The sequence below is a fragment of the Pseudoclavibacter sp. CFCC 11306 genome, assembly GCF_008831235.1.
Lineage (GTDB): Bacteria > Actinomycetota > Actinomycetes > Actinomycetales > Microbacteriaceae > Pseudoclavibacter_A.
On sequence record NZ_WBKF01000001.1, the window covers coordinates 1499379 to 1512505 of the forward strand.

General features: G+C 66.9%; 11 protein-coding genes. 7 read left to right on the plus strand and 4 right to left on the minus strand.

Going from position 1 to position 13127, the window contains the following annotated elements; genetic code table 11:
- Window positions 1-4: 4 nt before the first annotated feature.
- Window positions 5-1237 (minus strand): M20/M25/M40 family metallo-hydrolase, encoded by a 1233-nt coding sequence (locus tag F8O09_RS06665; RefSeq protein WP_225732900.1) that lies wholly within the window; start codon window positions 1235-1237, stop codon window positions 5-7.
- Window positions 1238-1408: 171 nt separating this feature from the next.
- Here F8O09_RS06665 and F8O09_RS06670 point away from each other — a divergent pair, with 171 nt between their 5' ends.
- The 7 genes from F8O09_RS06670 (at window position 1409) to F8O09_RS06700 (ending at window position 8851) form a co-directional block, all read left to right on the plus strand.
- A complete protein-coding gene (locus tag F8O09_RS06670; protein WP_192497594.1) occupies window positions 1409-2263 on the plus strand; it encodes a GNAT family N-acetyltransferase in 855 nt (284 codons plus the stop codon).
- A complete protein-coding gene (locus F8O09_RS06675; RefSeq protein ID WP_225732901.1) occupies window positions 2260-3054 on the plus strand; it encodes a MurR/RpiR family transcriptional regulator in 795 nt (264 codons plus the stop codon). The genes F8O09_RS06670 and F8O09_RS06675 overlap by 4 nt, the downstream gene beginning before the upstream one ends.
- Window positions 3051-4223, plus strand: coding sequence for an o-succinylbenzoate synthase (gene menC, locus F8O09_RS06680; RefSeq protein ID WP_158054362.1), 1173 nt, complete (start codon window positions 3051-3053; stop codon window positions 4221-4223). The genes F8O09_RS06675 and menC overlap by 4 nt, the downstream gene beginning before the upstream one ends.
- Before the next feature lie 100 nt (window positions 4224-4323).
- Window positions 4324-5202: an aminodeoxychorismate lyase gene (locus F8O09_RS06685; protein ID WP_192497595.1), complete on the plus strand. Its 879-nt coding sequence runs from the start codon at window positions 4324-4326 to the stop codon at window positions 5200-5202.
- Between the two features lie 109 nt (window positions 5203-5311).
- A complete protein-coding gene (locus F8O09_RS06690) occupies window positions 5312-6400 on the plus strand; it encodes a dipeptidase (RefSeq protein WP_192497596.1) in 1089 nt (362 codons plus the stop codon).
- 106 nt (window positions 6401-6506) lie between these two features.
- Window positions 6507-7262, plus strand: coding sequence for a type 1 glutamine amidotransferase (locus F8O09_RS06695; protein WP_158054364.1), 756 nt, complete (start codon window positions 6507-6509; stop codon window positions 7260-7262).
- Window positions 7259-8851: a serine hydrolase domain-containing protein gene (locus F8O09_RS06700; protein ID WP_158054365.1), complete on the plus strand. Its 1593-nt coding sequence runs from the start codon at window positions 7259-7261 to the stop codon at window positions 8849-8851. Before F8O09_RS06695 ends, F8O09_RS06700 begins: the two co-directional genes overlap by 4 nt.
- 18 nt (window positions 8852-8869) lie before the next feature.
- Here F8O09_RS06700 and F8O09_RS06705 read toward each other — a convergent pair whose 3' ends face one another.
- Genes F8O09_RS06705 through F8O09_RS06715 form a run of 3 tightly spaced genes read right to left on the minus strand, consistent with a single transcriptional unit; the run spans window position 8870 to window position 13062 of the window.
- Window positions 8870-10228 carry an aminopeptidase C gene (locus tag F8O09_RS06705; RefSeq protein ID WP_225732902.1) on the minus strand — a complete coding sequence of 453 codons (1359 nt, stop codon included), beginning with the start codon at window positions 10226-10228 and terminating at the stop codon, window positions 8870-8872.
- 40 nt (window positions 10229-10268) lie between these two features.
- Window positions 10269-11474 (minus strand): amidohydrolase, encoded by a 1206-nt coding sequence (locus F8O09_RS06710; RefSeq protein ID WP_158054367.1) that lies wholly within the window; start codon window positions 11472-11474, stop codon window positions 10269-10271.
- A complete protein-coding gene (locus F8O09_RS06715) occupies window positions 11467-13062 on the minus strand; it encodes an N-acyl-D-amino-acid deacylase family protein (RefSeq protein ID WP_158054368.1) in 1596 nt (531 codons plus the stop codon). Before F8O09_RS06715 ends, F8O09_RS06710 begins: the two co-directional genes overlap by 8 nt.
- Between the last annotated feature and the right edge of the window lie 65 nt (window positions 13063-13127).

Below are 13127 nucleotides of genomic sequence, written 5' to 3' on the forward strand. Positions count from 1 at the left end.
CGGCTCACTCCGACAGCAGCACCGCCAGCATTTCGATGCGCTGGTACAGCGTCGGCAGCACGATGTGTTCGCTCACCGCATGCGCTCCGCCGCCCAGCGGGCCGAATCCGTCCACGGTCGGCACGCCAAGCGACCCGACCAGATTCGTGTCACCGGCGCCGGCGGCCGGTCGGCCTGAGATCTCGACCCCCATCGCCGCACCGGCCCGCGCGACCCGATCGCAGAGCGCCGCGTCGGCATCCCCCGCCAGCCAGGCCGGGCGGTGGCTGAGCACCTCGACGTCGACCACTGCTCCCTCGCGAACCGGAGTCAGATGCTGCAGGGCGTCGAGCACGGTGCGCTCCGACTCGCCGTCGATGAAGCGCAGCCCCAGCTCGGCCTCGGCATGCGCCGCCACCACGTTGGCACGGGTACCGCCGCTGACAGTGCCCGAGTTGCACAGCACCTCGGTGTGCTCGCTCGCTGCCGCCACGATGCCGCGCACCCGCACGAGCTGGTCGACCAGCTCGTCGATCGCGCTGATGCCCTTCTTCGGGTCGAGCGCGGCGTGGGCGGCACGCCCGGTGACCGCGATGCGCACTCGCGTGCTGCCGCGACGACCCACTTTCAGCGCTCCGTCAGGGTGCGGCGACTCGAACCCGATCGCTCCGGCGACGCCCTGCAGCGCACGCCGCATCAGCTGCTGTGAGGTCGGCGACCCGACCTCTTCGTCGGCCACGATGATGATGCGCACGGGGCGATGCTCACGATCACGCAGCACCTCAAGCGCCGTGAGCATGCAGATCACGCCGCTCTTCATGTCGTAGACACCCGGCCCCCGAACGACGTCGCCGTCGACGACCCAGGGCACGTCGCCCTGCAGCGTGCCGAACGGCCAGACCGTGTCGGAGTGGCCGATCAGCAGCAGCGGCCGCAGATCGGCCTCGCTCGGCGCGCCCGAAACGGCAGATGCTGCGGCGACGGGGGCAACGGGGGCGGATTCAGCGGCCTGCGCGTCGAACCGGCCGGTGCCCGGCACCTCGATCAGCAGGTGCACGCCGGCTTCGGTCTCGATGCGCTCGACCGTGCCGCCGACCGCCTCGAACCATGCGCCGAGCAGATCGGTGATCTGCCGCGACGCTTCGAGGGCGAACGAGGGAGTCTCAAGCATGACCAGCTCGCGCAGCCGTTCGAACACCCGCTCTCGGCCATTCTGCACTCGCTCGTGGATCTCACTGCTCGTCGTCACCGCGTTCATCGTCGCTTCCTCTGGTCTCTCGTTCTGCTGCCTGCCGAGGCAGTCTGTCATCTCGCCTTTATTACCGACGATGTGACACATAAACCGAGGATACCTTTCCTGAAGAAATGCGGGAGTCACCGTATATCTTGCTAACAAACCTGAAACATAGGATACGTATACTCGTCTTCTGTGAACACTTGCACGACTTCTCAGCCCGGCTCGAAACGAGCGGCCGGGGCCGCGGCCCCGCAAGACTTAGCGCTCTGGAGCGGCACGCTCTCAGAGCACGCCGAGTTCATCGAGGCCAGCGCGCTCTACAACCGCGTCTTCCGATACGGAGACAAAGGGCTGGCCCTCAACAGCAACCTGCTCAGCGCCTTGGTGCACAACGGTGGCTCGGCTGTGGGCGTGCGCGCGCCCTCGGGCGACCTGATCGGCTTCGCCTACGGTTTCCCGGGAACCGACGGAACCCACTCATTTCATTACTCTCAGGCGGCAGTCGTCGACCCGGCATTCCAAGGGCACGGCATCGGCCGCATGCTCAAAGAGCAGCAGAAGCAGGTGGCGCTGGGCTGGGGCTCTCACCGCATGCACTGGACGTTCGACCCGATGCTCTCACGCAACGGGCACTTCAACTTCAACTCGCTGGGCGGCGTTGGCGTGAAGTTCGTCGAAGACTACTACGGTCGCGAGCGCACCGACCGCGTGCTCGTCGAGTGGATTCTCGACGACCGCCCCGATCCCTATGCCCAATACCGCAGCCTCGCTCCGCAGAGCGCACTGGGCGAGAGCGACTGGGGGCACGTGATCGCCGATGGCGATCGGCGCTGGGTGCCGATCGATGCGGGCATCAGCTCTGGCGACGACGAGACCGAGGCGATCAGCTGGGGCCGGGCCAACCTGCGGTCGAGCCTGCACGACCTGTACGACCAGGGCTTCGTCATCGTGAGCTGCCGGCGTCTGACCGCTGAGACGTCGGTCTACCTCGCGGTGGAACGAGCCGATGATGCTCCGACGCCTGCACCGAAGGAGGCCGCCAAGTGACGCCAGACACCCCGCAGGAACGGGCCGAGCGCCTGCACGACCGCACCCTCTCGTCACCGCACGACCGGTTCGGCGAGCGTCTCAAGACGAACGCCACCGCAGAGGTGCTGCAGACCCGTCTGATGCAGGCAGAGGTCGCCTCGCTCAACACCACGTTCGAGCATCTGACCGAATCGGGCGCGCTGCCGACAGCCGCTGCTGCTCTGCTCGGCGCTCGTCGTCGCTATATCGTGGGCGCAGGCAAGTCGGCGACCTACGCCGCGCTGCTCGCCGCCGACCTCTCGGCGGCACTCTCGAACGTGTTCAGCGTCGACGGCCAGTCGTTGACCGAGCTCACCGTGCTCACCGACGTGCGCGCCACCGACGTGCTCGTGGTCTTCTCGCTGCGTCGCTACCGCGCCGAGAGCGTGCGCTTCGGTCGCCTGTTCGCCGAGGCCGGCGGCACGCTGGTGGTCGTCACCGACTCGGCGGATGCCCCGCTTGCGTCGCTGGCGTCATGTCTCGTGATCGTACAGACCGGTTCGGCCTCCTATGCCGACTCCCCCACATCCGTGGCAGCCGTCTGCCACGTGCTCAGCGCGCTCACCGCTGCGAGCGCCAAGGGCGCCCGACGACGGCTGACCCTGCGCGATCGCATCAGCGCCACACTGGGGCTGTATCATGCAGAGCCGGTCGCCACCGACGCGTCCGCCGCCGGCAGCGACCCCGCAGAAAAGGGCACGGGCGCGCAGCGCAGCGCAACCCGGAAGCACCGCACGCACGACCACCAGAGAGGGAACTCCGACCGATGAAGATCACCCGCATCCAGCTGCACGAGGTGCGTCTGCCACTCGTGCACAGCTTTCAGACCAGCTCGCATCGCAAGTCGAGCCTCGATCACATTCTGGTCGAGCTGACCGACGACGCAGGTCGCACCGGCTGGGGCGAGATCGCCTCGCCCGCCGACCCCTTCTACTGCCCAGAGACGACCGACACCGCCTGGCTGATCTCAGAGCGCTATCTCGTGCCCCGTGCGCTGGACGCCGACTGGGCGACGCCTGCCGAGCTCGAGACCGCCTGGGCGAAGATCCGCGGGCACGAGTTCACCAAGGCCGGCTTCGTCGGCGCGGCCTGGGATCTGTGGGCGAAAGCCGAGGGCGTCTCGCTGGCGTCGGCGCTGGGCGGCACCCGGCACGAGGTGCGCGCGGGCGTGTCTCTCGGCATCGAGCCGACCATCGACGCGCTGCTCGAGCAGGTCGAGAAGCAGCTGGTCGCCGGTTACCACCGCATCAAGCTGAAGATCGCACCGGGGTGGGATCTCGAGCCGGTTCATGCCGTGCGTGCCGCGCACCCCGACATCGACCTGCATGTCGACGCCAACGGCGCCTACACCAGCGACGACCAGACGATCGACTACCTGTTGGGCCTTGACGCTGCGCATCTGACGATGATCGAACAGCCTTTCGCTCCACGCGACTTCGTGGGACACGCCCGACTGCAGCAGCGCCTGCAGACCCCGGTGTGCCTCGACGAGTCGGTGGTCTCTCTCGACGACCTGCAGACCATGATCGCGCTCGACGCCGGCCGCGTGCTCAATATCAAGGTGTCCCGCATGGGCGGGCTCACCGTCGCGAAGACGGCACACGACCTTGCGACCGAGCATGGCATCCCCGTCTGGTGCGGCGGCATGCACGAGTTCGGCGTGGGGCGCGCTGCCAACGTGGCCATCTCGTCGCTGCCGGGCTTCACGCTGCCCTCAGACGTCTCAGGCTCGGACAAGTACTACGCTCGCGACGTCATCGTGCCGCCGGTCGTCGCCCACGACGGCACCGTGGCCGTGCCGTCGGCCCCGGGCATCGGGCACGAGGTCGATGCCGATTGGGTCGCCGAGAACCGGCTGCGCCACCTCGACACCGATCTGGCTGAGTCTGCTCCGCACGGATCCGCTGAGATGCACACGGTTCCGCTCACATCGGCCTGATCTCAGCGGAACCGCGTACATCTCGACGGAACCGCGTACAGCTCCCCCATTCACCCTGTCTCCCCACCAGCACCCCAGCACCCGCACGAAAGAAGTCACAATGTCAGCACCAGTCCTGTTCTTCGTCGACGAACTCGCCGAAGGCGTCAGCGCTGAACAGCGGTTCCACCAGGCCGATCCTGATGCGCCGCACATCAACGTCATGGATCTGAGCGTCACCCGCGGTGACGGCATCTTCGAGACGGCTGGCGCCCAGCACGGCATTCTGATGGCCATCGACGCGCATCTCGCCCGCTTCGCGCACTCGGCCGCCATGCTCGATCTGCCGAAGCCGCGGCTCGACGTCTGGCAGGCGGCCATCGAGGCCGCCGTCGCCGCACATGAGCCGGCTGATCTGCTCTCGGCGAAGTTCATCATGACCCGCGGAATCGAAGGCACTGGGGTGCCGGTCGGCTGGGTGTACGTCTTCGAGGGCGATGAGCACGACGGCGAGCGCGAGCATGGCATCTCGGCCGTCACTCTCGACCGCGGCTACCGTCACGACGTGGCGAAGACGTCGCCCTGGCTGCTGCAGGGAGCGAAGACTCTGTCGTACGCGGTGAACAAGGCCGTGCTTCGCGAGGCCGCCCGTCGCGGCGCCGACGACGTCATCTTCATCAGCAGCGACGGCTTCGTGCTCGAGGGGCCGACCTCGAGCGTCATCCTGCTCATCGACGGGCGCTTCGTCACCCCGTCGACCGACCAGGGCATCCTCGCGGGCACCACGCAGGCCGACGCGTTCGCCGTGCTCGAGTCACTGGGCCATGAGACCGAGTACCGCGAGGTCGCCGCCGACGAGCTGGGTCGTGTCGACGGCCTGTGGATGCTGTCGAGCACCCGGTGCGCGGCTCCCGTTCGCGAGCTCGACGGGCATGCCGTGCCGATCGCTCGTGAGATCACCGATCAGCTGAACGACGCGCTGCTGGTGCGCACGAAGTAGCACGCGCCAGCGCAGCAGCACAGCAGCACACATTTGCCAGCACTGCACACGCGCGCCAGCACTGCAGGAGAGCAGCACACGCGCAAGCACAGCAGCACAGAGGAGCACCATGTCGTCACAGAGCCTCACTGATTCCGCATCAGCGGCATTCCCCGCAGCAGCCGAGCTGCCGCTCGTCTTCGACGGGCACAACGATCTTGCCTGGGCCTGCCGCGAGCATCACGACTACCGTGTCGACGGAGTCGGAACAGGTCTGCCAGATCTGCACACCGACCTGCCACGGCTGAGAGCCGGTCGCGTCGGGGGCCAGTTCTGGTCGGTCTGGGTCGACGACGAGGCGCTGCACGGCGCCGAGCAGGTGACCGCGACGTTGGAGCAGATCGACTTCGTGCATCGGCTGGCGGCGCAGTATCCCGACGATCTGCAACTGGCCCGCACCGCGGCAGAGGCTCGGCAGGCCATGCAGCGCGGCCGCATCGCATCGCTGATCGGCATCGAGGGCGGCGACCAGATCGACGAGTCGCTTGGGGTACTGCGCTCGTACGCCCGGCTCGGCGCCCGCTATATGACGCTCACCTGGGCTCAGACGATTCCGTGGGCAGACTCGTCGACTGACGAACCGCGCAGTCATGGGCTGAGCGAGTTCGGCCGGGAGGTGGTCGCCGAGATGAACCGCATCGGCATGCTGGTCGATCTCGCCCACGTCTCGGATGCGACCATGAGCGACGCGCTCGACGCATCCACACTGCCCGTGCTGGTGAGCCATTCAGGAGCGCGCGCCCTGTGCGACCACCCGCGCAACGTTCCTGACGAGCTGATTCGGCGCATCGGTGCCAGCGGCGGCGTGCACATGGTGGCCTTCGTGCCATCGTTCGTCAGCCAGGCGCGACGCGACTGGGTCATCGGCGGCGAGCAGGGAGAGCCGCCGATGGTGACTGTCGCCGACGTCGCCGACCACATCGAGCACGTGCGCGACCTCGCAGGCGTCGACGCCGTCGGAATCGGCGCTGACTACGACGGCACCGGCAGCATGCCCAGCGGACTCGACGACGTCAGCGGCTACCCCCGGCTGCTCGCCGAGCTCGCCGACCGTGGCTGGTCGCACGCAGATCTCGACAAGGTCGCCCACGAGAACGTGCTGCGCGTTCTGGAGGCCTCAGACGCGAACCACCTCGCCTTTCTCGCAGGCGAGCGCTGAGGGCACGCCCGCGCGGCGTCCCACGACCAGCATTCATCGACAGACCGGCTGCACCGAGAGACCGGCTCCATAGGCAGACCCGCTGCACCAACAGAAGAGAGCGACCATGACCACCACCGACCGTCTGACAGCCCGCACCGCACCTCGTGTGCTCGTCGTCGTCAACTCCACGTCGAGCGGCCTGCGCCGTCTGGAGCGGTGGCTCGAAGAGGCCGGGCTCGACCTCGACCAACGGATCGGCAGCGAGGGCCTGCCCACCGGCCTCGACGGGTACGACGGGTACGACGGGCTCGTGATGCTCGGCGGGGGGCTCATGCCCGACGACGACGAGCGTGCGCCCTGGCTCGCTCAGGAGCGCCGGCTCGCCGCCGAGGCCATCGACCGTGATCTGCCCACCCTCGGCATCTGCCTCGGCGGTCAGGTGCTTGCCCAGGTGTGCGGCGGCACAGTCAAGGCCAAGACGGGTGTGCCAGAGCGAGGGATGACCCGCATCAGCACCACATCGGCGGGAACGGCAGACCCGGTGATCGGCGTCTTGGCCCCCTCTGCGCCCATGATCGAGAACCACGAAGATCGCATCACCGCGCTCGGCGATCAGGCCGTGCTGCTGGCCAGCAGCGCCGACTGCGAGTTCCAGGCCTTCCGACTCGGTCGGCATGTGCGCGGGCTGCAGTTTCACCCTGAGGTGAATGCCGAGCGGCTGCGCACTTGGGACGACGCAGCGCTGGCAGAGCAGAACTTCGACCTGGCTCGCATGATCGCCGAGGCCGACGCCCATGACGGCGAGAACACCGCGATCAGCCGCGCGCTGGCCGACGCCTTCGCCGGCGAAGTGCGCGAGCATGCCGAGGTCTCTCGATGAGTCTGCACGTCGATCATCTGCGACCTGATCGCGACGCGCTGGCGGCTGCCGGTGCGGCGGCGCTCGAGCAGCGTCTCGATGCGGCAACACTGCGCCTGGCACCCTCGTTCAGCGCCGCGGTCTTCGACGCGGACGGCGTGGTCGCCTGGGTCGGCCGAGGTCACCAGCGACGAGATGCGGCCACACCGACACGTGGCACGATCTATCGCATCGCCTCGATGTCGAAGAGCTTTCTGGGTGCGGCGGCGTTGGTGCTGCGAGACGAGGGCCGACTCGACATGCACGCGCCGGTCACAGACTATGTGCCCGAGTTCGCAGCGGCGACCTACCAGGGTCGACCGGTGCATGTGACGCTCGACATGCTGATGTCGAACCGCGCCGGCCTGGCCGAAGACAATCCCTGGGGAGACAACCACCTCGGCGCCTCTCGGGCCGAGATGAGCCGAGTGCTCAGCGACGGGCTTCGGCTCGCCCTGCCCCCGGACGAGACCTATCAGTACTCCAACCTGGGCATCTCGCTGATCGGGCGCGCCATCGAACAGGTGACCGGGCAGCCTGTCGAACGGTTCGTCTCAGAGCGGCTGCTGCGCCCTCTGGGCCTGCACCACACCGCCTATTCACTCGACGACATCGCGACCGAGTCTGCTCGGCCTGACGCCGCGACCGGCTGGCGCACCTTCGATTCCGGTGCGTCGTGGGCGAACGAGCCCTATGTCGGCTGCGGCGCGCTCGGCTGCATTGGGGCGCTCTTCAGCACCGTCGACGACATCGCCGCATGGGGAGGTTTTCTGCGCTCTGCCTTCACGGACCATCCACTGAGCGAAGACGTGCTCTCGGCTGCGTCACGTCGCGAGCTGCAGCGGGTGCACACCATCATCGCCGGCACTGACGAACGGCTGTCGAGCCGGCCGCTCACCGGTGCGGGATACGGCTACGGTCTGGTCGTCGAACACCATCGACGTCTCGGCCGCATCGTGCAGCACTCGGGAGGTCTGCCCGGGTTCACCTCGCATATGCGCTGGCACGTCGACAGCGGTGTGGGCGTGGTCGTCTTCGGCAACAGCGACGCCACCAGTGCCGCAGCCATCGCGATCGACGTGCACGACCGGCTGCTCGACGAGGTCGTGCTCACATCGACTGGCGAGCCGAGCCGAGCCGAGCCCGCCGGTGTGCTCGGGGCTCAGCTGCGCCCATGGCCCGAAACGCTGCGCGCCGCCCGGCTGCTCGATGCGCACGTGCGCACCGGCGAGCAGTCGATCGCCTCGCTCAGCGATCTCTTCGCACGAAACGTCCTCACTGACGAGCCCGCCGACGTGAGAGACGCCGCTCTGAACGCAGCCAGGGCGCGCGTCGGAGGCGTGCCTGCCGCAGCATCCGCCCTCGAAACCCGCCTGATCGACGCCCCCACTGAGGCCGTGCTGCGATGGCGTGTGCCGGGTGCAGCCGGCGAGCTGATCTGCACGCTGCGGATGGTCGGGCTGAGCCACCCGCTCGTCCAGGCATTCAGCGTGGTCGCAGGAGACGCCGCTGCCGACGATCGGCCGAGTGCCATGCGCAGCCTGCCGGTGACTGCCGAACCTGGTCGGTGAGGCAGCCACCCGGCAAGGTCAGGCGAGCGCGCCCATCGGATCCCACGCGTCGAGCACGATCGGCTCGGCGCTGATCGCGGCCTGCAGCTCGGCAGGCAGACGGTCCTTGCGAACGACGACCTCGAAGACGTACTCGTCGAACCAGGAATCATGCATGGTGCAGAAGCCCTTGTCGAACTTCTCGATGCCCCAGCTGTTCTCGACTCGCCAGCGACGGGGTGCGCCGGGCTGCTCTGCATCGTCACCGGCCAGGTCGACGCCGGTGAAGAGCATGGCGTGCGTCATCTCGCTGTCGCCGTAGCGAATGCGGTCTTCTTTCGTCGTGCTCAGATCAACCCCGTATACGCCGGAGTAGTCGAACAGGTCGGCAGCCCAGACGCCGTCTTCCCGGTAGAACTGAGGGTCGACGTCGCAGCCGAACCAGACCGGCTCGCCGTCGGCGATCGTGGCTGCCGTGACGCTCTTGATCGTGTCGATGTCCGCGTTGAGATAGAGCACCGGGTCTCCGCCGACGACGTTGCCCAAGTGGGCGACGGTGAGCGTCGAGCCTTTGGGATGCTCAGGGCGCGGGTCGTCGACGAGGCAGATGTAGTCGCGCAGGTCGATGTCGGTGTACTCCGCGAGGAACTGCTGGGGAGTGAACACGCCCGCACGATGGAACTCGTTCTTGTCGTCGTTCCACTGCCATTCGAACTCGGTCGGCGGCACACCGAGGTGAATGGTCAGAATGGTGTGCGTATCGGCCAGCAGGCGGTCTTTGAACGTACGGGCGTCGTCGAGGCTGGCGCCGGAGCGCACGAGTTCGCGCAGCTCTTTGGCGCCCTTGCGCAGCAGGGTGCTGAGCGATGAGTTCATGCGGCTCGTATTGCCCGACGACTCGGTCTCTGGCATGACCTCTTTGGGCACCACGCCGTGCTTCAGAAAGACGCTGACCTCCATGTTCCACTGCCCGCCGTCGCTGAGCAGGTTCTTCAGCAGAAACGACATGAGGCGGTCATCCGGCTCACGGTCGGCCAGGGCGATGACGTCTTCGAGAAAGTAATTGGCTCGCTCGATCTTGTCCCAGTACATGGCATGGTTCTGGCTGAACTCGAAGTTCTTGACCCCCAGCTTCTTTCGCGTGTCGCTGCGCAGCAGGTTGAGCGCGGCGAAGAGCCAGCATCGCCCGCTGTTCTTCTGGTTGGCGGCCTCCCAGTCGTCAAGGCGATTCGACATGCTGCGAGGCGTGTCGATCAGACGCTGACGATTCAGCGCGATGTCGTCGATCTTCGACTTGGTGACGGCGTTCTCCGCGCGCACACGTGCGGGGTCGGCGAGAAACTGCTGTCGGAGCTGACCGAGCAGATCAGGTGAGAGGGAGGGTTCGGGAATGGACACAGTTGCTTCTTTCATCTCTGGTGGAGTTGGCGGTGCGAGGTCACTCGCGGCTTCTCGGGGTCGAGGCCAGGGCGGCCCAGGTGAGTCCGAGTGCCGTGTCGATCATCGTCTCATAGGCGATGATCGTATCGGCTGCCGCGCAGAACCCCTGAGAGTGCAGTGGATGCTGCACTCCCGGAATGCTGACCCATGGGTGCAGGCTCGGGATGCGCTGGGAGACATTGCCCATGTCTGTGGAGCCCGGCACCGGCAGCCGGTCGGGCAGCAGCGATCGACCGAACCGGGACATCACCTCGTTCCAGGCATCGGCGAGCGCCGGGTCTTGCTCCAGTGGTTCGTATGTCGGCTCGGTCGAGGTGATGGCGAGTTCGACGTTCGCCGCATGCGCGGCGCCCTCGAGGCAGCGCGTCACGCGTGCTGACAACGCTGCAAAGCCCGTGAGCGTGTCACTTCTGAACTCGAAGTCGAGAACCGCACGGTCAGAGATGACGTTGGTGGCGCATCCCCCGTCTCGCGCGATGAGCGACATGCGCTCCTGCGGCCGAATCTGCTGACGCAGCAGCCCTGCCGCGACCTGCGCGATGACTGCCGCATCATTGGCGTTGCGGCCCAGATGAGGTGCTGCCGCGGCGTGTGCTGAGACTCCGGTGAACTCCGCGCGGAAGCGCCCGATTGCGAGCGATCGGGCACTGTGGGCGTCATGGCTGTATCCGTCTGGCACGGGGTGGGCCATGATCGCGATGTCGGCGTCGTCGAAGGCGCCCTGCTCCAGCAGCAGTATCTTGCCGCCACCGTGCTCTTCGGCGGGGCAGCCGATGACGACGACCCGTATGCCGGTCTCTTCGGCGACTGCAGCCAGCCCGACAGCGGCCAGGAGCCCTTGCCCCAGAATGATGTTGTGTCCGCACGCGTGGCCGATCTGCGGCAGTGCGTCGTACTCCAGACAGATGGCGACCGTGAACGAACCGCTGCCAGCGGATTCGCCTGCGTCGTACACGGCGGTGAAGGCTGTGGGCAGATCGGCGACGTCTTCGACGACGAACTCGCGCTGGCCGAGAAAGTCGCGGGCTCGCTGCGCGCTTCGATGCTCGTCGAATGCGGTCTCAGGGTCGTCGTGAACGGCCTGCGACAGGCTGTGCACCGCACTCAGCTCTGACAGCATGCCTGCCGCGCTGCGCCGCTCGATGTCGGTGGCGGTGGTCTCTGACAGCCGCCTGCGCAGGTGCTCGGTCAGCAGATCATGCATGAGCAGCCTCCGTTCTGCGGTCGAGCACGCTCCCGGCCCGCGCGCCCGTGGGGCGTCCGTCGTTGAGAGCGGTCACTCCGGCGACCAGCACCCGTTCGATGCCCACTGACAGCTGCCATGGGCTCTGGTAGGTCGACCGGTCGGCCACCGTGATCGGGTCGAACATGACGAGATCGGCGATCGCTCCGGTGGCGACACGTCCCCGCCTCGCGAGCCCGATCCGAGATGCCGGCAGTGACGTCATCTTGCGCACGGCCTCGACGAGATCGAGCACATCCGTCTCACGGGCGTAATGCCCGAGCACACGGGTGAACGTGCCGAAGCTGCGTGGGTGAGGATTGCCCTCACGGCTCATGTCGAGTATCCAGCCGTCACTCGCAACGGCAGTGATCGGATGCCGCAGAATGGTGCGCACGTCGGCTTCGGCCATCGAGTGGTTGATGATCGAGACGGCCGCATGGTGGTGTTCGAGAACCCGCAGGGCCGCCTCCTGCGCAGTGCACCCTTCGCGAGCTCCGATGTCCACGAGCGAGTGCCCGACGGCCCAAGAGTAGCGCCCGGCCGGGAGGTCGGCGATGATGACTCCGGCCGGGTCGATATCGTGGCCGAAGCGAGCAGCCAGCTCACCCGCGATCTTGGCGCGCGTCTCTGCGTGAGCGAGTCGGCGCACCAGCGCCTCAGGCCCGCCGTCCATGGCCCACGGCGGCATCCGCGATGTCAGCGTGGTGCTGGATGCCGTATACGGGTAGACGTCGGTGGTCGCATCGACGCCCTCCGCTCTCGCCGCCTCGATACGGTCGAGCGCATCGACGACCGTTCCGTGGTTCTCGGGCCCCATGGCCTTCAGATGAGAGATCTCGAGTCGAACCCCTGTGGCACGGGCGACGTCGAGGGCTTCGTCGACGGCGTCGACCAGGCGATTCGTCTCGTTGCGCATATGCGTCGAGTAGAGCATGCCATGTCGATGCGCAGTCGCCGCGAGCGTCCGCAGCTCCTCGGGGTCGGCGAAGACGCCCGGGGTGTAGATCAGCCCCGAGGTGAAGCCGAAGGCGCCATCATCGGCCGCCTGCTCGAGCATGGTCTGCATGAGTGCGAACTCAGGTTCTGTCGGCGGTCGTCGTTCCATGCCCAATGCGGCGATGCGCAGCGCATTGTGTCCGACCTGAGGAGCGATGTTGACGGCAGGATGCGCGGCATTGATCGCACGCCGGAATCCACGCAGGTCCGTCCAGTCGAACGTCGTCCCAGACGTATCCATGAAGCCGATGGATTCGCGCATCATGTCGAGATCGATCACGGGAAACGGCGAGAATCCGCAGTTGCCCGTGACCAAAGTGGTGACTCCCTGTGTGAGCTGTGTCTCTGACGAGGCCGCACCCTGAATCGAGAAGTCGGCGTGCGAATGCAGATCGATGAATCCCGGGCACACGACCTTTCCCACTGCGTTGACGTGCTCTCGCGCTGCGAGCGGCTCTGTGGTGATCGCGGCGATGATTCCGTCGCTGACGCCGACGTTGGCGGTGAACGGCGCACGCCCCGTGCCGTCGATGACGGTCGCCGAGTCGAAAGAGAGATCGCATTCAGCCATGGGTTCCGACTCCTCGGTTCGTGATTGTCGCGTAATTGTCGATCGTGCAGATGGTCATTGACACG

Excerpts from the sequence above, each read along its gene's own strand:
- F8O09_RS06695 (WP_158054364.1), top strand. The coding sequence starts at position 6,507 with ATGACCACCACCGACCGTCTGACAGCCCGCACCGCACCTCGTGTGCTC.
- F8O09_RS06690 (WP_192497596.1), top strand. The coding sequence starts at position 5,312 with ATGTCGTCACAGAGCCTCACTGATTCCGCATCAGCGGCATTCCCCGCA.
- F8O09_RS06700 (WP_158054365.1), top strand. The coding sequence starts at position 7,259 with ATGAGTCTGCACGTCGATCATCTGCGACCTGATCGCGACGCGCTGGCG.
- F8O09_RS06710 (WP_158054367.1), bottom strand. The coding sequence starts at position 11,474 with ATGCATGATCTGCTGACCGAGCACCTGCGCAGGCGGCTGTCAGAGACC.
- menC (WP_158054362.1), top strand. The coding sequence starts at position 3,051 with ATGAAGATCACCCGCATCCAGCTGCACGAGGTGCGTCTGCCACTCGTG.
- F8O09_RS06665 (WP_225732900.1), bottom strand. The coding sequence starts at position 1,237 with ATGAACGCGGTGACGACGAGCAGTGAGATCCACGAGCGAGTGCAGAAT.
- F8O09_RS06685 (WP_192497595.1), top strand. The coding sequence starts at position 4,324 with ATGTCAGCACCAGTCCTGTTCTTCGTCGACGAACTCGCCGAAGGCGTC.
- F8O09_RS06715 (WP_158054368.1), bottom strand. The coding sequence starts at position 13,062 with ATGGCTGAATGCGATCTCTCTTTCGACTCGGCGACCGTCATCGACGGC.